Genomic DNA, 19661 nt, shown 5'->3' with positions numbered 1-19661 from the left:
GTCGACGATGAGCGCTGCTCTGGAGATCGTCGGGGTCCGTCGCCGCTACGGCGCGACGGCCGCCCTCGACGGCGTCGACCTCGCGATCGAGCCAGGGACCGTGCTCGCGCTGCTGGGCCCGAACGGCGCCGGCAAGTCGACCCTCGTGCGCCTCTGCGCCGGCCTCGAGCGGCCGAACGAGGGGACGGTCCGGGTCCTCGGCGAGGACCCGCGCCGCTCACTCGCGGCCCGCCGGCGCGTCGGCGTCGCCCCGCAGGAGATCGGCATCTACCCCCAGCTGACGGTCGCGCAGAACCTGCGCGCGTTCGGCGAGGCGGCCGGCCTGCGGCGCCGCGACGCCCGCACCCGCGCCGAGGAGCTCCTGGAGCCATTCGCGCTGAGCGCGCTCGCCGATCGCACCGCCGGCCGCCTGTCGGGCGGCGAGCAGCGCCGGCTGCACACGGCGGCCGCGCTCGTCCACCGTCCGTCGGTGATCCTGCTCGACGAGCCCACCGCGGGCGCCGACCCGGCCACGCGGGAGGGCATCCTGGACGCTGTCCTCGACCTCGCCGCCGACGGCGCGGCAGTCCTCTACACGACCCACTACCTGCCCGAGGTCGAGCGCCTGGACGCGCGCGTCGCGATCCTCGAGCAGGGCCGCGTCATCGTCACCGGGACCGTCGCCGGCCTGATCGCGGCGCACGGCGACGCGGCGCTCGTGCTGCGCTTCACCGACGGGCCGGTCCCCGTCGCGGCCTCGGCGTTCGACGGCGCCGCGATCCAGGACAACGGCACGGTGACCGTCCGGGCCAGCGAGCCCGCCGAGGCGCTGCGCGCGCTCCTCAACGCGCTCGGGCCGGACAGCTCGCGCCTGGCCGACGTCGCCATCGTGCAGCCGTCCCTGGAGGCGGCCTACCTCGCGCTGACCGGCCGTGCGGCCACGGACTCGGGCGTCCCCGACCTGGTGGAGGTCCCGGCCTAGATGACCGGCTCGCTCGCCGTCCTGCGCAACGAGGTCCGGCTCCTGCGCCACGACCCCGTCCCCCCGGCGATCCTCGTCGCGATGCCGATCGTGCTGATGGCGCTGCTTAGCCGGTCGATGGACCTGCCGCTCGCGTACGAGGGCTTCAACGCCCCCGGCAGCACGCAGACCGTCCCCGGCATGGCGTGCGTGTTCGCGTTCTTCGGCGTCGGGATCCTGGGGTTCGGCGTCTTCCGCGAGCACGGCTGGCGAACCTGGACGCGCCTGCGCCTGTCCGGACTGAGCGGGCCGTCGCTGATCCTCGGCAAGCTGCTGCTGCCGACCCTCCTGCTCGCCGGCCAGCACGTGATCCTGTTCGCCGTCGGCTACCAGTTCCTCGACCTGCGGGCCAACGGCTCCTGGGTGGCTGCCGCCCTCGTCGCGACGTGCTTCAGCGCGGTCGTCCTCGCGGCGGGCCTCGCGGCGACGGCGCTGCTGTCGACCGTGCAGCAGCTCAACGCCGTCACGAACCTGGGGGCGATGATCGCCGGCGGCCTGGGCGGCGGCTTCGTCCCGGTGTCGCTCCTGCCGGACTGGGTGCAGCCGCTGGCGCCGGGCTCGCCGGTCAAGTGGGCGATGGACGGCTACCGGACCGCGTTCCTCGAGTACGACGTCGGCGTGCGGGACGTCGTGAACCCGTGCCTCGTCCTGCTCGCGTTCGCGGCGGGCTTCGCGCTCGTCGCGACGCTCGCGCTGCGACGCAACATCGACGCGCCCAAGCGGACCTGGGGATGAGGCGCCCCGGCCCCTCCACCACCCCCGCCACGGCCACCGCCGACCCGCTGCTGGCGCGCCAGACGGCCCGCGAGTCGGCGGCCCGGACCTACTCCCGCCGGCTTCCGCTGGCGCTCGTCCACGGCGCAGGCGTCGAGGTCCGCGACAGCGCCGGCCGCACGTACATCGACTGCCTTGCGGGGGCGGGCGCGCTCGCGCTCGGCCACCACCATCCCGTGGTCGTGGACGCGCTGCAGTCTGCGCTCGCGGACGGCGTCCCCCTGACGACGCTCGACCTGACGACCCCGCTGAAGGACGCGTTCGTCGAGGAGCTCTTCGCCGCGCTGCCGGCGTCGCTCGCCGCCGCGGGCCGCATCCAGTTCTGCGGGCCGACCGGGGCGGACGCGGTCGAGGCGGCGGTCAAGCTCGCGCGGACGGCGACCGGCCGCGGCGGGATCGTGTCGTTCGGCGGCGCGTACCACGGCATGACCCACGGCACGCTCGCGCTCTCGGGCGCGCATGCGCCGAAGACGCCCCTGGGGACGCTGGCCGACGACGTCCAGCACCTGCCGTTCCCGACCGCGCTGCGCTGTCCGTTCGGCGTCGGCGGCGAGGCCGGTGCGGCCCTCTGCGCGCGGACGCTGCGCTGGCTGCTGGAGGACGACCACAGCGGCACGCCGAAGCCGGCCGCGGTGATCCTGGAGCCGGTGCAGGGCGAGGGCGGCGTCCAGCCCGCGCCGACGTCGTTCCTGCGCGAGGTCCGCGCCCTCACGCGCGCCCATGGCGTCGTCCTGATCGCCGACGAGGTGCAGACCGGCCTCGGGCGGACCGGGCGCCTGTGGGCGAGCGACCGCGGACTGGATCCCGACATCCTCGTGCTGTCGAAGGCGATCGGCGGAGGCCTGCCGCTGGCAGTGATCGTCTACCGCGAGGAGCTCGACGTCTGGGCGCCGGGGGCCCACGCGGGCACCTTCCGCGGCAACCAGCTCGCGATGGCGGCGGGCGCCGCGACGATCCGTCACGTCGCCGCCGAGCGGCTCGACGTGCAGGCCGACCGGGTCGGGTCGGCCCTCATGGACGGGCTGCGCAGCGCCGCCGCCGGCTGCGAGGCGGTCGCCGACGTCCGGGGCCGCGGCCTCATGATCGGCATCGAGCTGGTGGACCCGGCACGCACCGACGCGGACGGTGTCCCGGTGCCCGACGGCGAGCGCGCGAGCGCGCTGCAGCAGGCGATGCTGGAGCGCGGGGTCATCGTCGAGGTCGGCGGTCGCGGCGCCGCGACCGTGCGCCTGCTCCCGCCCCTGATCCTCGAGGCCGCCCACGCGGAGCGGATCGTGGACGCCTTCGCCGCAAGCCTTCCGGCATGAGCCAGGAACCCCCGCCCCCTACGGCGCCGAACATCGATCCTGCCGTCCCTGGAGGGGGCACGATCGACGTTCGGCAAGCCGGGAGCTGGTTCCTCGGGGACGGCGGTGACCTCGGTGCCGCGGCCATCGCGGTCGCGGCCGCGGTCGAGCAGGCGGCCCGGCGGCCCGCGCCGTCGACCGCGCTGAGCCCGGCCGAGCTCGCCACCGCCGTCGCCGCGCTGGACCCGCTGCCCGACGACGGGGTCGGCTTCGACGCCGCGCTCGCGGAGGTCGCCGCCGGCGTCCTCGCGCACGGCGTCCACCCCTGGCACCCGCACGCGGTGGCCCACCTGCACGCGCCCACCGTCTGGCCGGCGGCCGCGGCCGAGCTCGCCATCGGGGCCACCAACCAGTCGCTGGACTCCTACGACCAGGCGCCCGCGGCGACGCTCGTGGAGGACGCGTTGGTCCGCCGCCTCGCCGCGCTGCTCGGGCTGCCGGCGGCGGCGTCCGGGGTGATGACGGCCGGGGGGACGGCGTCGAACCTGCTCGGCCTGACGCTGGCCCGCGGCCGGGCCGCACCCGACGCGGCCGACCACGGCCTGCCCGCCGAGGCGCGCTCGTGGCGGATCCTGACGTCCGCCGTCGCCCACGACAGCGTCCGCCGCGCCGCGGCGATCCTCGGCCTCGGCGCCCGTGCGATCGTCCCGGTCGCCGTCGACGCGCGCGGGGCGATGGACATCGCCGCCCTCGACGAGGCCCTTGCGATCCTGCTCGCCGACGACCTGCGGCCGCTGGCGATCGTCGCCACCGCGGGAACGACCGACCTCGGTGCGATCGACCCCCTGGAGGCGATCGCGGGCCGCGCCCGCGACCACGGCGCCTGGCTGCACGTCGACGCCGCGGTCGCGTCCGCGTTCGCGCTGTCGGACACGCTCCGCCCGCGACTGGACGGCATCGGCCGCGCCGACTCGGTGACCGTCGACCTGCACAAGCTCTGGTGGCAGCCGATCGGGGCCAGCGCGCTGCTCGTGGCCGACGAGGCGGCGTTCGCCGCGCTCGACCACGACAGCGACTACCTCAACCGCGCGGAGGACCGGGCGACTGGCACCCTCAACCTCGTCGCCCGTTCGCTCGACACGAGTCGCCGGTTCGACGCCCTGAAGCTGCTGCTGTCCGGCCGGACGATCGGCCGGCGCGAGCTCGGCGCCATGGTCGAGCGGCTCGTCGCGCTCGCGGACGGCGCGGCGGCGGCAGTCCGCGCCCGCCCGGCGCTGGAGCTCGTGGCCGAGCCGTCCTCGGTGATGGTGGTGTTCGCGCTGGCCGAGGCGTTCGCCGGCGAGGACCCGGCGGACCGGGACGCCCGCGCGATCGACGTCCAGCGCGAGCTGTTCGCGAGCGGCGAGGCCGTTCTCGGCCGCACCCGGGTCAACGGGCGGGTCGTGCTGAAGCTGACGTTGATCAATCCGCGCACCCGGCCCGGGGACATCGAGCAGCTCCTGGACCGCGTCGTGGCAGCGGCCGTCACGGCTCGGTCAGGGTGGCCTGACAAGTAGGCTACGGGCATGCTTCGTCCGCTGCTCCTCGCCGTCCTCGCCGCTGTCCTGCTCACCGGCGCGACCGCCGCCTGGGCAGCCACCCGCACGCTGGACGCGACCGCCGAGCTCAAGACGACGAAGCGGGACGGGCTGCGCGCGACGCAGCGCGGCGACCTCGACGCCCGCCCGTTCGGCAAGGGCCGGCTCGTGCTGCGCACGTTCATCCAGAAGGGGAAGGTCAACGCGACCTTCACGGCAGTGATCGGCAACTCGACGGTCAAGGGCACGGCCTTCGGCACGGTCGAGATCAAGAAGCGCATCAAGTACAGCGGCACCGCCAGGATCACCGGCGGCAGCGGGCGGTTCAAGAAGGCCAAGGCGCGCTCGTTGAAGTTCACGGGCGACGGCCCGCTGAACGGCCGCAGCACGCGGGTCACCCTCAGCGGGCGGATCAGCTACTGATCCGCCGGTAGCAGGTGGCGCTCGGCGACGGGGACCGCCGGGCAGTCGAGGCAGCGCTCCCGCCCCTCCCGGACGTCGAAGCGCCGGCAGCACGCCGACCGCTCCCAGCGCGCCCGCTCCGCGCCCTCGAGCTCCACGCGCGTGATCCGCGCGTGCCGCGGGGCCAGCGGGGTTCCCTCGGCGGCCGCCGTGAGCTCGGTGATGAGCGCCGCGACGGCGCCGGCGTCCCACCCTGCGCCCTCGGCCACGGGGACGATGCCGGTCACCAGCTCGTCGAAGGCGATGGACCACAGCAGCCGCTCGCGTGCACCGCCGTGGTCGGCGAGCGCGGTGGTCGCGGCGGCGAGCGGCCCGGTGGTCGCCCCGCGCAGCCAGGCGCCGAGGTCGGCCCGCGGCACCAGCGCCGCGCCGGAGCCCGCCGCCATGCCGTACTGCCCGGGGACCATGCGCAGCGCGAGCGTCGGTTGGTGCAGCGTCGGGACGGCACCGCCGTCGACGAGGCAGGCACCCGCGTGGGCGCCGACCGTCCACCAGATCGTCGCCTGCAGGACGGCCGCGGGCGTGCGGTAGCCGGTCGAGCCGTAGACCGTGTTCAGCAGGTCCAGCAGACCGGGCAGGTTGCCGGGCAGGTCGGTCATCGGCACCCAGCTGCCGTCGCCGGCGGGTGGCTCGGCGCGGCCGTCCAGGTAGCGGTCGGCGGTGCAGGCGGAGGCCATCAGCGTGGGGAGGTCGTCCACGATCACCCGCCCCAACCTAGCGGACGCGTCAGGGCGCCCTTATTCCTCGCGGGGCGGGTCCGGCCGGCGCCGAGCCGGCGCTCCTGCGGTGCTCAGTCGAAGCCGGAGCCGTTGAGCACGAGGTCCGTGATCGCGTCCCGCAGGTCGGGACCGACGATCAGGCTCGGGAGCTGCCCCAGCACGGCGAACAGATCGGCGTGGAACAACACCGTGTCGTCGAGGCCGCAGAGGGTCTCCCAGATGAGGTCGTCGACGACGCAGGTGACCGCGGCCAGCACCCCTGGTGCCGACTGATCAAAACCCCCGACGAACGCGCTCGAATCCATCCGGCCAATCACGGTGACAGATGCCTAGAAAATCGTCCAGTAGCCGGTCAGCACACGGCCCGGACAGCATGTCGCACTTGTACGGGCTCGGTCATTTCGGTCTCCAGTCGCTGCGCATGGAGACGATCGGGCCGCCCGCGGCCCGAGCACCGGTTGCTCCCCGCACCGCACGCGGCCAGATCGCTGCCGCGGCGTCGTCATCCGCTCGGGAGCGCGATCCACAACGCGCGCGACCGGGCGCAGATCGTCCCGTCCGGCGCCACGACGGCCGCTGCGCTGTGCGCCTTGCGCCCGTCCCGCCCGAGGGGCCACGCCAGCAGAAGATGCTCGACGCCGACCCGGACGGGGTGGTCCAGCCGCGCTGTGAGCGTCCCCAGCACGTGCGGCGCGCCGCCGTCGGGCGCGACCGGCTGCGCCGAGGGACAGTCCAGCGCGACCCACACGATGGCGTCCTCGAGCGTGCCGTCAGCGTGATGGGGCAGTCCGTCCGGCGGCGTCCACGTGCAGGCCCACAGCCCGTCCTGGCGGCCGGGAACCGCGGCCAGGAGCGCGGCGACCGCCTCGTCGCGGTCGCGGTCCGGGCCGCAGCCGAAGCACGAGGGGAACGGATGCCCGGGGCGGGTGCGGTCCGCCGCGGACGCCGCCGCGCGTGCCTCTTCGAGCGACGGCAGATCCGGGACGGCGAGGTCGAGCGGCATGGCCGTGGCCGTGGCGACGAGGTCCTCGCCATCACGGAGCTCGGCCGTCCCGCCGTCGACCGCGACGGTCAGGTCGCGGTCCAGCGCTGGGGGCCGGCGGAGGCGGACGCTGACCCCCGCGGCCGCGGCCGCCGCTGGGAGGTGAGCGGCGAGGCGGCCGGCGGCATACCCGCCGTTGGCCGTCGTCGGCGGTCCGTTGAAGCGGGCAGGGATCCGGAGCGTGCTCATAGGGCGGCCACGCCCCCATGTTCGCGCAAGGGGCTTCCGCAGGCCCAGCGCCGCCGGCCAGTCCTGCGACCGACGGGCAACGCCCGGCTGTCGGCTCCCGGCCGGCGGCTGCCGGTGCGCCGCGGGGTCAGGCGACCTGGGCGACCTGTCGCGCCACGGGCGCGGCAGCCTCCTGCACGTCGGCAGCGAGATCCTGCGCGAGACGGGCCAGGCAGAGGGGCGCGGGGGCGGCGTCCTCGGCCAGCAGCTCGTCCATCAGGCGGTCACACGCCAGGAGCTCGTCGGTGGTCAGGGGCTGCGGCATCAGCCTCGTGGTGTTCATGACCCGTTGGTCGGCAGAAGTGGGGAGGCCTGCATCGAACGTCCGTCCACCGGCGCTGCAGTTCGGGGCCGCTGGGACGGGCCGCCTCCCGTGCGGGTCAGCGCAGCGCCTTGCGGGCCTTGATCCACGTCAGCCAGCCGTACGCGTTGAAGACGACGCCGACGACCGAGAAGATGTCGCCGCGCCGCCCGGCCCGCAGCTCCTGCGCGATCACGACCGAGTCGATGACCTCGTTCGCCTGGTTCAGCAGGATGGCGTCGGCGATCCGCTGCGGGTCGCGGGCACGCAGGGAGAAGAGGCCGACGACGATGTCGCGGCTTCCGAGGAACGCGTTGAAGCCCCGCGCGTCCGGATGCTCGGGCATCCGCAGGACCTTGAACATGACGTCGGGTCGCGCGATGGCGACGACGCCGTACCCGATGCGGATCGCGGCCCACAGGCGCAGCGACTTCTGGACGGACCGGACGGCGGGATCGACGCTCATGGGGCCAACGCTAACGCATCGCTGTACAGCGTGTCTGGTTTGCGTGTACGACGGGCTTATCCGGCCCGGTGGGGCCCGCAGGCGACCGTGCGCGTCGCCCGCAGTGCGACCGTCCCGCCGGCCGCCGCCCGCGTGCGACGCCCGCTCACCCGGACCCGGTACACCCCTGTGGGCAGCGCCGGCAACGTGAACCTCACGGTTCGTCCCTGCCGCACGACCCGCCCGGCGCGTCGGGACCCCACGGCGACGCGCAGCGGGCCTACCGGCCGCGTTCCCCGTGGCAGCGGCAGGGTGATGCGCAGGGCGCGTCCGGCGCACTCTGCGGCGGCGGCCGTCGCCCCGGTGATGCGTACCCGTGTCGTGTGGACCGGCGTTCCGCCGGCCAGCAGGGCCGCCGGGGTGAACGCCTGCTGCGCGTTCCCCGGGCCGAGCGGCACGTCGATCGCCAGCCGCCCGGCGCCGTCGGCGCGCAGCGTGCGGTCCATGTCGGCGTGCAGGCCCGTGACGCGCACCGCGGCGGACGTCCGCGGGGCATACGCGGGTGGCGTCAGGACGCGGGCCGTGCCGCTGCCGGCGAGCGTGAAGCCGTCCGCGGCGGCGTCGCTGAGCGTGGCGAACTCGCGGGCCGGCCGGTCGACGGTTACGCGCCAGCCGAAGACGCGGAAGGGGCTCTCGATCGTCGTGTAGTCGACGCGCGCGGGCGCGGGTCGCGGATGCAGGAGCACGTCCATCAGGGGCTTGATGCTGTCGCGCAGGGCGGCTGCCCAGTACGGCCACGAGTGGGTGCCGGGACCGAAGTCGCGGAACGTGCTCGGAATGCGAAGCGCCTGCAGGCGGTCGTGGAAGAGGTTCGTCAGCCGATGGGCGCCGGCCTCGATCGGGTTCACGGCGGTGCCCGGCGGGTCCAGCGGCCCCGGCCTGCCGTTGCCCGTGTAGAGCCGGAGGTCCATGCCGCGCAGGTTGGCGGCGAGCGTGGCGGGGTCGTGGCCGCGCCAGTTGACCTCCTGCGTCAGGCGCGGGCCGAAGATGCTGCCGGGGGCGTCGCCGTTCAGCCCGACCTCCGTGCCGGTCACGATCGCCGTCATCAGGGTGGCGGCGTCCGGGTCGGCGGCGATGTCGAGCGGGCCGGAGAACGACCCGGCGGCGGCGAAGAGGTCGGGGTGGCGGGCCGCGTGGAGCATGGCGCCGAAGCCGCCCTGGGACAGGCCGTACACGGCGCGGCCGCGGCGCTCGGCGATCGTTCGCAGCGTCGCATCGGCCCACGGCAGCACGCCGTCGATGTGGAAGCTCTCCCAGCGGGGCGGCCCGCCCGCACCGCCGTTGAACGCGTCGGCGAAGTATCCGCCGCCGTCCCCGTCGAAGCCCGCGTCGGGCATCACGACGATCAGCGGCAGTCCGGCCGTGATCGCCTCCGCGTCGCCCATGGTGGTCCAGTCCGCGGCGCGTCCGCTGGTGCCGTGGAACAGGTAGAGCACCGGGAAGCGGCGCGCCGCGGCGGCCGGGTCGTCGTACCCGGTCGGCAGCAGCACTCGCAGGTCGACCGGCCTCGGCAGGTCGGCCGTGGTGACGCGGAGCTTGTGCAGTCGAGGCGAGAGTTGCTTCACGCTCACCACGTGCAGGCCGGCCGCGTCACCGAAGGCCGGCGCGGCGGCGGCCGCGCCGGCGACCGGGAACGCGACCGCCGCGGCGACGGTCGCGAAGCACGACGAGATCCGGCGACGCCACGGCATCGCGCGAGCATAGCCGCCTGATGAACACGCGTGTTCGTTTACCGCAGCGCGGGGTCGCCGCCCGCGCGGCCGCGTCAGGCGCCGATGGCGAACGCGTGCGTGCGGCCGGTGACCCCGACGCCGCCGACCTGCTTGCCGTACCCGCACGACGCACCGATCTTCACGCCGGCGATCTTGCGGAACGGCGCGTGCGCGAGCCCGCAGAGCCACGGCGACGGTGCGCGGGAGCGGATGAACTGCGCGGCCGTGCGCTTCGCGGTGGTGCACGACACGCCGCGGATCACCACGACGGGGTACTTCCCCATCACCTTGCCGGCGCACACGCGGCTCTTGGCCGGGGCGACGGCGGGGGTCGACGCCAGGGCGGTCGCGGCGACGAGGACGACGAGCAGGGGGGCGAGCCTCTTGAGCATGACGGGCCCCTACCCGTCACCCGGCGCCGCCGACACCCGCGCTGCCGGTGCTCGCACAGCAGCCTGGCCGCAGCCCGGGTCAGCGCGCCGGCACCTACTCGGTGTGCCGGGTTGACGTGCCACGGCGACGCGAGCGGTCCAGGGAGGACGGCGGGCCGATGCACCGCACGCGATCGCCGGAGACGACGTCCTTCATGTACCCGGTGTCCGCCGTCGTGCCGACAGGCCCGCGGAACCGCTGCCCGATCGCGCCGAACACGCTGAGCGTGCCGAGCGACCCGTCGTCCCGAGCGCACCCGCGCTGTCCTCAGCGGGCGCGGCGGGCCGACGGGCGGCGCACGTCGACGCGGGCGGAGGCACGCCCCGACGGCGGTCCGCCGGGGCCGACCGCCGTCACCCGCACCCGGTAACGGCCGTGATGCGGCGCCTTCCAGCGCAGCGTGTGCGAGCCCCGCTCGAGCTGTCCGGCGAACGCCATCACCACGCGCCCGCGGGCGTCGCGGACGCTCACGCTCACCGCCGACACCTTCGACAGCCAGACGCCGAGGCGCGCGGGGCGGCGGGAGCGCGGCCGGCCTACGGGACGCAGCGACACGCGGGTCGGCTCGGTCACGTAGCGGCGGAACCGGGCTGCGGCACGGCAGTAGCGGCGGCCCGCGTCGCGGTCGCACAGGTTCGCGAGGAAGCCGGTCACGAGCCGGTGGTAGCCGAGCGTCGCCTCCGGACCGCCGTCCGCGTAGCGCGACCAGGCCCCGGTGTCGGCACGGCGCAGCTGTACCCAAGCCGCCCGCTCCCCGGCGCGGTAACGCTCGCCGGCCTGCCGGGAGCCGCCGATCCGCGCGAGGTCCCGCAGCCCGGTCAGCGCCTGTAGGTGGCCGTTCAGGATCCGGAGCCCGGGCCGGGTGGAGTACATGAGGTAGTGCGTCCCGCCGGGCGCTGCGACGGCCACGCCCTCGGGGGCCGGACGCGTGAACGCCGTCAGCGCCGCACGGGCACGGCGCCGGTCGGCGGCGCTGCGCAGGACGGTCGACGAACGGGTGAGGGCCTGGATCATGGTCCCCTGCGTCATGCCGCTGATCCACGGTGCGGGCGCCCCGCCGAACGCGAAGTAGGACTCCGCGCGGACGACGCCGCGGCGCCGGACGGCGACGCGCATGAGCGTGTCGACGGCCGCGCGGAGCTGGCGCCGGGGACACCGGGCGCGGTGGCGCAGGCAGTCGCCGGCGAGCCAGTTGACCCGGCCCCAGCTCGCGAGCTGGTGCAGGACGAGCCCGTGGCCAGGGACGTACTTGAGCGTCACGGGGTCCTTCCCGCGGGCGATCGCCCGCCCGTACGGTGGCGCCCCCCGGCGGGACCACCAGTCGGTGTTGCGGTCGATCGTCAGCAGCACGGCGTGCAGGCGGTCGGCGGTGAGCAGGCCGCGGGCGGTCAGGGCGTCCGCGACGGCCACCGCGGCGCGCTGCTCGCGCCCGCGGAGCCCCGGCAGGCGGGCGGCGGCCCGACGGGCGCGGACGAGGACTCCGCGCTGCGCGTCGTAGGTCGCCCGGGACGTGCGGCGCAGCAGCCAGCGCCGCCGGATGACGGCCTCGGGCGACGACGAGCCGGCCAGGCGCGCAGCCTCCGCCAGGCGGAGCGTGCGGGCGCGGCGCGCGTCGCGGTGCACCTGCTCGATCGCGGTGGCGAGCAGGCCGGGGACGCCGGTCGCCGCGGTGGCCGACGTCGTCACCGCGGCCACGGCGACCGGTGGTGTGGTGGTCAGGCTCGCCCGGGCCGGCGCGGGCACCGCGGCGTGGAGGAGCAGGCCGAGGAGGACCGCCCAGAGGACGGCCGTCGGGAACGCGGCGCGGGGGTGGCGGGCGTGGGGGGACACAGCGGCTTGCCCGGGTCATCGGCGGGTCGGCGGGTCAGCCGTAGCGGCAGGGGCGATGCCGGACGGCTGCACGACGGCGGTCCGGGCCGGACGTCGAGCATCAGGGTGGAGTCCTGGGCCAGGCGGGCCCGTCCTGTGTCGTGGGGCAGCAGGGGGCAGGCCCGATCAGGCCCGCAGGCTCAGAGGCGCCCCGCGGGCGGGTGCCGGGCGGTGGTCGGAGGATCGCGCGGGTCGGCCCCGCCGGATCCTCCGAGGAGGCGGTCTTCGGTGGAGTCCTGGTCCGAGCAGGCCCCGTCCTGTTTGGTCGTGGCAGCAGCAGACGGGCCCGATCCCGAGTGAGCCGGTGCCGGGTCGGGGTCCGTAGGAACCCACATGGAGATCGACGGGCGCAGGTTCATCGTCGCGGGCGCGACCGGCGCGGTCGGGGGTGCGCTGGCGCGTGAGCTGGCCGCCCGCGGCGCCGAGGTCGGGCTGCTGGGCCGGGACCGCACGCGCCTGGACGCGGTCGCCGAGGAGCTCGGCGGCGTCCCGACCGCGACGTTCGACGCACGCGACGCGACGTCCTGCGCGCTGGCCGTCGACGCCGTCGCCGCCGCGATGCAGGGTGTCGACGGCGTCGTCGTGGCGATCGGCGCGGTGGCGTTCGGTGCCGGTGCGGACACGCCCGACGAGGTGACCGCTGAGCTGATCGCCGTCAACGCGACCGGCCCGATCGCCCTGCTGCGCGCGGGTGCGGCCCACCTCGAGCCGGGTGGCTGCCTGGCGGCCGTCACCGCGATGGTCGCCGACTACCCGACCGCGGGCATGGCGTCATACAGCGCGTCGAAGGCAGCGCTGAGCGCCTACCTGGTCGCCCTGCGCCGGGAGCTGCGCCGCGGCCGGATCGCCGTCATCGACGCACGGCTGCCGCACCTGGACACCACGTTCGCCGACCACGCGCTGGCCGGCGAGCCGCCCGCGATGCCGACCGCCCACTCGAGCGTCGAGGTCGTCCGCGTCCTGGTCGACGCGATCGAGGCCGGCCGTCGCGAGCTCTCGTGGGACCTGAAGGCTGCCGAGCTGCGCGTCGCCTGACGCGCTCGAACGCGGTGCGGTGCGGTGCGTTCGTCGGGCCCCCCGGTCTTCTCGACTTCGGGGTCGGTGCCGCCCGGCGTGAGGTCCTGGACCTCTCGACGGACGCGGACAGCGCAGGCTCGCGGTCGACGGGGGCGGTGCGGTCCGCGCGTCCCGTCGCCCGGTCCCTCCGAAGAGCGCGCGGACGGCGCGACGTGCGTCAGTCGACGCCGACCACCGCGAGCGCGAAGACCGCCAGCACGCCCACGAGCATCGAGTAGGCGACCGTCAGCACGATCGCCATGCCCACCGCGGGCTGCGGGCCGCCACGCTGCCGGCACAGGACCACGGTGACCGCGGTCCCGGCGGCGAGCGCCACCAGGTAGCTCGCCAGCGGCGCGAGGCCGCTGATGCGCAGGGCGATCAGCACCGCGGCGACGACGGCGGAGCCCTCCACCACCCCGGTCAGGGACGACCGCGGGGCATCGGCGGTCTGGGACATGCACCCGAGGCTACCCGCGGGCGGCCGCGGCGCCACGGTCTGGGCGTGCCCGCTTGTCGATGTGCCACCACGTGCGCCCGAGGCATGTGACGGCACATCGAGCGCCCGCCCCACCCCGCCGCACCGCGACGTCCCTGGCCCAGTGACCACGTGAGAGCCCGCCCCGCCCCACCTGGGTTCCCCGGGTCGAGGGACTCAGGCCTGCGCGCGCGTCAGCCCGCCCGCGTCCGTGGTTCCAGGAGGTACGCCGCCACGTCCGCCGCGAGCACGATCGCGCCCGTCAGGACCGCGGTCCACACCGCGAGGCCCTGCAGCATCGGCAGGTCCTTGTCGCCGACGGCCCGCTGCGCCTTGACGAGGAACCCGGGGACGAAGAACACGTTCTCGACCAGGATCACGTTCAGCATGATCACGCGCGCATTCACCCCGACGAACGCGGCCGTCGCCGCCCGCCCGGGGCGCGCCGCATGCCGGCGGGCGACCGTCCCCCAGGACAGCCCCTTGGCGAGCGCGGTCCGCACGTACGGCTCGTCGAGGCGCCCGCGGGCGTCGGCGGTCGTCACCCGCAGCACGGCTGCGCCGATCGGCGCAGCGACGAGGACCCACGGGACGAGCATCGCCTGCAGCCAGCCCCACGGCTCGTCGAGCAGCGGACCGTAGTGACCGGGCTCGAAGAACAGGGGGATCGGGAGGCGGCCGAAGCTCGGCTCGAACAGCAGCAGGAGCGCGTAGGCGACGAAGTAGATCGGCGCGCACAGCCAGAGGGTCGCGGCGAGGTTCAGCGCGCGGGTGCGCAGCGCCCCGGGATTCGCGGCGCAGTACGTCCCCGCCCACCGGCCGGCGAGCGCGCCCAGGGGGACGCCGACCAGGACGAGCGCCAGGTCCGGGCCCCAGTTCTCGGCGAAGACGTCGTGGATCCGGGGGCGGCTCGGGATGGTGGACGAGGTCCCGAAGTCCAGGTGCAGCAGCATGCGTACCGTGTCGTGCGCGACGCCGGCGAGGAAGCTGCGCGAATCGACCCCCGGGACCGCCCAGCGGCCGATCGCGGCCGTGATGATCACGGTCGCGACGATGACGGCGACGGCGCCGCAGAGGCGCTTCAGCAGCCAGGCGGCCATGTGCGGCGATTGTCGCAGCGACGGCGCACCGGGCGGCCGCGGCGCACCCGGAGCGGTGGTGCAGCGTCAGTGGCCGGACACCGGTGCCGCCCCCCGGCCGAGGCGGACCAGGCCCCAGGCCGACACGAGCGCCCACACCCCCTCGAGCAGCAGGAACCCGTACTGGCTGTCGATCGCCGCCAGCACGGCCAGGACCGCGGAGCCGAGGAGGTTCAGCACGAGGTAGAGCGGCGACTGGGTCACCAGCAGGCCGAACTGCGCGCCGGCGAACCCGGCCAGCACGAGCAGGGCGCCGACGACCTGGACGAGCTGGGTCGTGAGGTCGGTGGATCCGGCGGCGGCGAGGGTGGACACAGTTGTGCGTACACCCGCCGGCCGACGATGGCACCACCGCCCGCAGTCCGCGACGCGGCGGGCTTGCCCCTCGAGGGTGTGTGGCCGACCGGCGGGCGACCCATCGAACCGGCGACACGCATCGAGCCCCATCTCTGGGGCTCGAATGACCTATGGCACCTCCCGGACTTGAACCGGGGACACCACGATTTTCAGTCGTGTGCTCTACCAACTGAGCTAAGGTGCCGAGCCGCCGGATCGTACCGTGAACACCGGCTCTGCCGCTTCCCGGTCCAGATCAATCGGCGTGCGGGCGGATGCCGAGCGCGGCGTAGATCCGCGAGCAGTCGATGCCGAGGGCGGCGGCCCGGGTGACGATCAGCGCCAGGCCCTGCGGGCTGAGTTCGAAGCGGCTGGGGATCGCGAGCACAGGCATCGCGTCGACCATACAGGCGAGTGCCTACGTGCCACGGTCGGCCTCGCGCGGCTGCATGCGGCGCGTTCAGAACGGACACGGCGCGTGGCGCCCGCTCCGGGCCGTCCCGCCCACCACGCTCCCGCCGACGTCGACCGTGAAGCGGTAGTCGTCCACGTACACGCACTCCACGTTCTCGTCCCCGCGCTTCACCGTGATCCTCAGCGACCGTGCGAGCTCGGCGTTCGGGACGTCGGCGTAGGTCCCCAGCGCGAACACCCGGCCGTCGAAGACGCCGAACGGCGCGAGCGGGGCGCCGATCGCCTCCGGCGCATCGTCGGCCAGGGGCAGCGCGCCGTAGACGCCGCCGTCGGCCGTCACCCAGGCGAGCGCGTCGGCGAACGCGACGAGCCGCGTCACCCGGGCGTCGCGCCCGGTGCCCGAACCGGAGCCGGTCTTGGCGGCCTTCACGCCACGCAGCAACGTGTTGCGCAGGTTGGTCTGGCCCCAGTGGATGCGGTCGACCGTCGCGCCCCCGGCCCGCGTGGGGACAGTCCAGCCGACGAGGTTGCCGGAGAGCGCGACCCGGCTGCCGGGGCCCCACGGGCCGAGGCGCAAGGTCGCGGACCGGTAGGGCTGCCGGGTGGAGCACGTGTACAGCGAGTCCTTGTCGTGCCAGACGCGCTGCACGCCACCCGAGCCCTGGCGCACGACGAGCTCGCCGCTGTGCTTGGGGCAGACGATCTTCGGCTTCGCCTTCGCGGCGGCAGCGGCAGCGGCGGCGGGCGCCGGCGCGGCCGGCAGGGCCAGCAGGCCGAGCGTGAGGAGGCCGAGCGCGGCGCGACGGGCGGGACGGGTGAAGTTCATGGTCGCCACGATGCCGGGGCAGCCGCATCGGGACATGGGGGACGGCACCCCGATCTTTCGCCGCGGCGACCGTCGCGCGTGCTGCCCCGATCCGGCCATCCCGGCCCTGACCCGTGCACCCGAGTGCTCGCATCCGGGCAGAATGGCTCCATGAGCACTCCCGCACTGACGGCTTCGTCCCTTCTGTCCCGCCGGGACCTGCAGTTCCTGCTGCACGAGTGGCTGAAGGTCGAGGAGCTCTGCGACCGGCCGCGCTTCGCCGACCACTCGCGCGACACGTTCGATGAGGTCCTGACGCTCGCGGAGCGGATCGCCACCGATCACTTCGCGCCGCACAACCGCGAGGCGGACGCGAACGAGCCGCACATCGGCCCGGACGGCACGGTCGTGCTGATCCCGGAGGTCGCTCCCGCGCTGGCGGCGTTCGCGGACGCGGGCCTGATGGGCGGCGCGATGGACGAGGCGGTCGGCGGGATCCAGCTGCCGCAGGTGGTTGCCAGCGCCGCCTTCGCGTGGTTCCAGGCCGCGAACGTGGGGTCGTCGGCGTATCCGTTCCTGACGGTGGCGGCGGCGAACATGCTGCTCGTCAACGGGTCGCCGGAGCAGATCGAGACGTGGGTGCGCCCGATGATCGAGGGCCGGTTCTTCGGGACGATGTGCCTGTCGGAGACGCAGGCGGGCTCGTCGCTGGCGGACGTCACGACGCGCGCGGAGCCGCAGGACGACGGCAGCTATCGCGTCTTCGGGACGAAGATGTGGATCAGCGGCGGTGAGCACGAGCTGGCGGAGAACATCGTCCACCTCGTGCTCGCGAAGATCCCGGGCGGTCCTCCCGGCGTCAAGGGCATCAGCCTGTTCGTCGTCCCCCGCCTGCTGGTCGACGACGACGGTGCGGTGGGCGAGCGCAACGACGTCGTCCTCGCCGGCCTGAACCACAAGATGGGCTTCCGCGGCACGGTCAACACCGTCCTCGGCTTCGGCGAGGGGACGCACCGCCCGGGCGGCGCGGCGGGCGCGGTCGGGTACCTGGTCGGGGAGCCGCACAAGGGCCTGGCCTACATGTTCCACATGATGAACGAGGCCCGGATCGGCGTCGGCCTGGGCGCGGCGTGCCTCGGTTACACGGGCTACCTCAAGGCGCTGCAGTACGCGCGCGAGCGGCCGCAGGGCCGCACCCTGGCGGCGAAGGGCGGGACCGCCCCGCAGGTGCCGATCATCGAGCACGCGGACGTCAAGCGGATGCTGCTCGCGCAGAAGTCCTACGTCGAGGGTGCGATGGGCCTGGTCCTCTACTGCGGCCGGCTGGTCGACGAGGAGCAGACCGCGCCGGACGAGGACGCCCGTGCACGGGCCGCGTTGCTGCTGGACGTCCTGACCCCGATCACCAAGTCGTGGCCGTCGCAGTGGTGCGTGACCGCGAACGACCTGGCGATCCAGGTCCACGGCGGGTACGGGTACGCGCGCGAGTACGACGTGGAGCAGCACTACCGCGACAACCGCCTGAACCCGATCCACGAGGGGACCCACGGGATCCAGGGCCTCGATCTCCTCGGCCGCAAGGTCACGATGCGCGGCGGCGCCGGCCTGGGCCTGCTGGCCGAGACGATCACCGCGACGGTCGACCGGGCGCGGTCCGGTGGCGGCGGGCAGGCCGCCGCGCACGCCGACGCGCTGGCCGCGTCGCTGGCACGCCTGCTGGAGGTCACCGGGACCATCTGGGGGCAGCCGGACGTGGAGGCCGCGCTGGCCAACGCGACCGCGTACCTGGAGGCGGCGGGACACATCGTCGTCGCGTGGATCTGGCTCGAGCAGCTGCTCGCGGTCGACGGGCGGGACGGCGCGTTCTACGACGGCAAGCGCCAGGCGGCGGCGTACTTCCTGCGCTACGAGCTCCCGAAGGCCGGCCCGCAGCTGGACCTGCTCGCGTCGCTGGACCGCACGACGCTCGAGATGCAGGACGCCTGGTTCTGATCCGGCGGCGGCGTCAGCCGCCGAGCGCGCTGCGGGCGGCCGCGACCTGGCGGTGGGCCTCGTCCAGCAGCAGCGGGCTCTCGACCGCGGTGCGCGCCGTCTGCGCCGCAGCGACGAGGGCGGTCGCGCCGCCGGCCGCGTTGCCCGCCTTCGTCCACGCGTCCTGCGTGTCGACGATGCGGTCCAGGACCTTGGCGATGCCGGTGCTGTCGCCGGACTTCCCGGCGTCGTCGATCTCGTCGTCGAGCTTCTTCGAGAGGTCGACGAGCGCCGCCGTGTACTCCGCCTCGGTCGTCGGCGCCGCGCCCTCGGGTGCACCGTTGGACGACTGCTGCGGCGTCGTCTCCGGCTTCGGCGGCGGTGGTGCGATCGTCACGACGCCGGTGTCGGTCGCCGTTGTCGCCGACGTGGCCGTCGCAGCCGCGCCGGGTGGCGCGGTCGAACCAGGGTCGTCGGACGAGCCGCAGGCCGGGAGCAGCAGGGACATCAGCAGGACGGCGGCGAGGCGGGTGCGCATCGTCGCGCGGACCATAGAAGCTCGCGGCCGGCGCCCGTCGTCCCCCCGGCCGTCCGCCGTCGTCCGCCGCGCGGCGGAGCTGCGCCTACGGCCGGCTCAGAGGTCGCCGCCGTACCTGATGGTCCTGCCGTCGACCACGATCGACGCCTTGTAGCGCAGGACGCCGCCGTTCTTCGGGAGCTTGGGGCCCCTGACGACCTTGTCGAAACGGCCGTTGGCGCTGACCTTGATCGTGAAGGTCTTCGTCAGGGGGCCGCGGCTGATGGTCATGGTCAGCGCCGAGTAGCTCTCGCCGACCACGTGGCCGCGGATCCGGTAGACGCCCTGGTTCCCGGAGTTCTTCACGTACCGGGGGCAGAAGGCGACCGGGCCGTTGCGTGGGTCGACGGTGCAGGGGGTGCTCGCGGGAGCGGCGGGCTTCGGCTTCGACGGGCCCCCGGGGGACCCGACCACGACGACGGCGACGCTCGAATCGGCCGACGCCGCGTTCCCGAAGCCGGCCTCCGCATAGCGGGTGGACAACATGGCGGTCTTGTGCGGCGGGCTGTCGAGCCACAGCGCGATGTTCTCGTCGGCTGTGGAGCCGCCGGCGATGATCTCGCCGACGTAGGCGTTCGGGTAGCCGGCCTTCTTCGCCCGCGTGCCGGGGTCACTTCCGCCGGGCGAGACGTGATCGAAGTAGTCGCGGGCGATCATGTCGTTCGCGTGGTCCTGCGCAGCGCTCGTGAGCTTCGGGGACTCGCGGTAGGCGGACAGGCCCGCGTCGGAGCGGAGCTTCCCGAGCGCGCACTTCAGCGCGGTGCGCGCCTGCACGGCGTCGAGCTCGGCGATGGGCGTCGCCGCGTTCGCGCAGCCCGACGGGCTCTGGGCGGACCCAGCTGCCGGCGCGGCCAGGGTGACCAGCGCGACGGCGAGGGCGGCGAAGTGGCGCGGATTCATTCCCATATCCTGCCCGGTCCGCGGGGCGCGATCTGCGCGGCTGCGCACACAGGCGTCACACTGCGCCGCATCCGACCG

22 protein-coding genes and 1 tRNA gene are annotated in these 19661 nt (G+C 74.8%); 7 read left to right on the top strand and 16 right to left on the bottom strand.

The window, feature by feature from the left end:
- Positions 1 to 7 precede the first annotated feature (7 nt).
- Genes DSM112329_RS25360 through DSM112329_RS25340 form a run of 5 tightly spaced genes read left to right on the top strand, consistent with a single transcriptional unit; the run spans position 8 to position 5060 of the window.
- A complete protein-coding gene (locus tag DSM112329_RS25360) occupies positions 8 to 961 on the top strand; it encodes an ABC transporter ATP-binding protein (protein ID WP_354699356.1) in 954 nt (317 codons plus the stop codon).
- Entirely contained in the window at positions 962 to 1735 is a 774-nt protein-coding gene (locus DSM112329_RS25355) for an ABC transporter permease (protein ID WP_354699355.1), read from the top strand. It abuts the gene before it with no gap.
- Positions 1732 to 3081 carry a diaminobutyrate--2-oxoglutarate transaminase family protein gene (locus DSM112329_RS25350; protein ID WP_354699354.1) on the top strand — a complete coding sequence of 450 codons (1350 nt, stop codon included), beginning with the start codon at positions 1732 to 1734 and terminating at the stop codon, positions 3079 to 3081. Before DSM112329_RS25355 ends, DSM112329_RS25350 begins: the two co-directional genes overlap by 4 nt.
- Positions 3078 to 4616 carry a pyridoxal-dependent decarboxylase gene (locus tag DSM112329_RS25345; protein ID WP_354699353.1) on the top strand — a complete coding sequence of 513 codons (1539 nt, stop codon included), beginning with the start codon at positions 3078 to 3080 and terminating at the stop codon, positions 4614 to 4616. Before DSM112329_RS25350 ends, DSM112329_RS25345 begins: the two co-directional genes overlap by 4 nt.
- A gap of 9 nt (positions 4617 to 4625) precedes the next feature.
- Positions 4626 to 5060 (top strand): hypothetical protein, encoded by a 435-nt coding sequence (locus tag DSM112329_RS25340; RefSeq protein ID WP_354699352.1) that lies wholly within the window; start codon positions 4626 to 4628, stop codon positions 5058 to 5060.
- On the opposite strand, the gene DSM112329_RS25335 is transcribed toward DSM112329_RS25340, so the two are convergent.
- The 8 genes from DSM112329_RS25335 to DSM112329_RS25300 all read right to left on the bottom strand — a co-directional run bounded on the left by DSM112329_RS25335 (position 5054) and on the right by DSM112329_RS25300 (position 11868).
- On the bottom strand, positions 5054 to 5803 hold the full coding sequence (locus tag DSM112329_RS25335; protein ID WP_354699351.1) for a hypothetical protein: 750 nt from the start codon (positions 5801 to 5803) through the stop codon (positions 5054 to 5056). The genes DSM112329_RS25340 and DSM112329_RS25335 overlap by 7 nt on opposite strands.
- A gap of 86 nt (positions 5804 to 5889) precedes the next feature.
- Positions 5890 to 6123, bottom strand: coding sequence for a hypothetical protein (locus tag DSM112329_RS25330; protein WP_354699350.1), 234 nt, complete (start codon positions 6121 to 6123; stop codon positions 5890 to 5892).
- A 197-nt stretch (positions 6124 to 6320) separates the two neighbouring features.
- Positions 6321 to 7049 carry a hypothetical protein gene (locus DSM112329_RS25325; protein ID WP_354699349.1) on the bottom strand — a complete coding sequence of 243 codons (729 nt, stop codon included), beginning with the start codon at positions 7047 to 7049 and terminating at the stop codon, positions 6321 to 6323.
- Positions 7050 to 7176: 127 nt separating this feature from the next.
- Positions 7177 to 7371 (bottom strand): hypothetical protein, encoded by a 195-nt coding sequence (locus DSM112329_RS25320; RefSeq protein WP_354699348.1) that lies wholly within the window; start codon positions 7369 to 7371, stop codon positions 7177 to 7179.
- A gap of 97 nt (positions 7372 to 7468) precedes the next feature.
- Entirely contained in the window at positions 7469 to 7855 is a 387-nt protein-coding gene (locus DSM112329_RS25315; RefSeq protein WP_354699347.1) for a hypothetical protein, read from the bottom strand.
- 56 nt (positions 7856 to 7911) lie between these two features.
- Positions 7912 to 9585, bottom strand: a complete 1674-nt coding sequence (locus DSM112329_RS25310) for an alpha/beta hydrolase family protein (RefSeq protein ID WP_354699346.1) — start codon at positions 9583 to 9585, stop codon at positions 7912 to 7914.
- A gap of 74 nt (positions 9586 to 9659) precedes the next feature.
- Positions 9660 to 9998, bottom strand: coding sequence for a hypothetical protein (locus DSM112329_RS25305; protein ID WP_354699345.1), 339 nt, complete (start codon positions 9996 to 9998; stop codon positions 9660 to 9662).
- Positions 9999 to 10305: 307 nt separating this feature from the next.
- Positions 10306 to 11868 (bottom strand): D-glucuronyl C5-epimerase family protein, encoded by a 1563-nt coding sequence (locus tag DSM112329_RS25300; RefSeq protein WP_354699344.1) that lies wholly within the window; start codon positions 11866 to 11868, stop codon positions 10306 to 10308.
- 372 nt (positions 11869 to 12240) lie between these two features.
- Here DSM112329_RS25300 and DSM112329_RS25295 point away from each other — a divergent pair, with 372 nt between their 5' ends.
- A complete protein-coding gene (locus tag DSM112329_RS25295; RefSeq protein WP_354699343.1) occupies positions 12241 to 12942 on the top strand; it encodes an SDR family NAD(P)-dependent oxidoreductase in 702 nt (233 codons plus the stop codon).
- Between the two features lie 199 nt (positions 12943 to 13141).
- Here the strand turns inward: DSM112329_RS25295 and DSM112329_RS25290 are convergent, their stop codons facing one another.
- The 6 genes from DSM112329_RS25290 to DSM112329_RS25265 all read right to left on the bottom strand — a co-directional run bounded on the left by DSM112329_RS25290 (position 13142) and on the right by DSM112329_RS25265 (position 16156).
- Positions 13142 to 13423, bottom strand: a complete 282-nt coding sequence (locus tag DSM112329_RS25290; protein ID WP_354699342.1) for a hypothetical protein — start codon at positions 13421 to 13423, stop codon at positions 13142 to 13144.
- A gap of 212 nt (positions 13424 to 13635) precedes the next feature.
- Positions 13636 to 14541, bottom strand: coding sequence for an ABC transporter permease (locus tag DSM112329_RS25285; protein ID WP_354699341.1), 906 nt, complete (start codon positions 14539 to 14541; stop codon positions 13636 to 13638).
- Positions 14542 to 14607: 66 nt separating this feature from the next.
- Positions 14608 to 14895, bottom strand: coding sequence for a hypothetical protein (locus tag DSM112329_RS25280; protein ID WP_354699340.1), 288 nt, complete (start codon positions 14893 to 14895; stop codon positions 14608 to 14610).
- Positions 14896 to 15048: 153 nt separating this feature from the next.
- Positions 15049 to 15121 (bottom strand) — tRNA-Phe (locus DSM112329_RS25275).
- Positions 15122 to 15172: 51 nt separating this feature from the next.
- Positions 15173 to 15310: a hypothetical protein gene (locus DSM112329_RS25270; RefSeq protein ID WP_354699339.1), complete on the bottom strand. Its 138-nt coding sequence runs from the start codon at positions 15308 to 15310 to the stop codon at positions 15173 to 15175.
- Positions 15311 to 15376: 66 nt separating this feature from the next.
- Positions 15377 to 16156, bottom strand: a complete 780-nt coding sequence (locus tag DSM112329_RS25265; RefSeq protein ID WP_354699338.1) for a hypothetical protein — start codon at positions 16154 to 16156, stop codon at positions 15377 to 15379.
- 150 nt (positions 16157 to 16306) lie between these two features.
- Here DSM112329_RS25265 and DSM112329_RS25260 point away from each other — a divergent pair, with 150 nt between their 5' ends.
- Entirely contained in the window at positions 16307 to 18127 is a 1821-nt protein-coding gene (locus DSM112329_RS25260) for an acyl-CoA dehydrogenase (protein WP_354699337.1), read from the top strand.
- A 13-nt stretch (positions 18128 to 18140) separates the two neighbouring features.
- Here DSM112329_RS25260 and DSM112329_RS25255 read toward each other — a convergent pair whose 3' ends face one another.
- Both DSM112329_RS25255 and DSM112329_RS25250 read right to left on the bottom strand, forming a co-directional pair.
- Positions 18141 to 18644, bottom strand: a complete 504-nt coding sequence (locus DSM112329_RS25255) for a hypothetical protein (protein ID WP_354699336.1) — start codon at positions 18642 to 18644, stop codon at positions 18141 to 18143.
- 96 nt (positions 18645 to 18740) lie between these two features.
- Complete coding sequence (locus DSM112329_RS25250) at positions 18741 to 19583, bottom strand: CAP domain-containing protein (protein WP_354699335.1); 843 nt, start codon at positions 19581 to 19583, stop codon at positions 18741 to 18743.
- Positions 19584 to 19661: the final 78 nt, after the last annotated feature.

Origin of the sequence: Paraconexibacter sp. AEG42_29 (assembly GCF_040581415.1) — a bacterium.
Lineage (GTDB): Bacteria > Actinomycetota > Thermoleophilia > Solirubrobacterales > Solirubrobacteraceae > Paraconexibacter.
The sequence above is the reverse complement of the archived record's forward strand: the minus strand, read 5'-3'. Positions and strand labels throughout refer to the sequence as shown.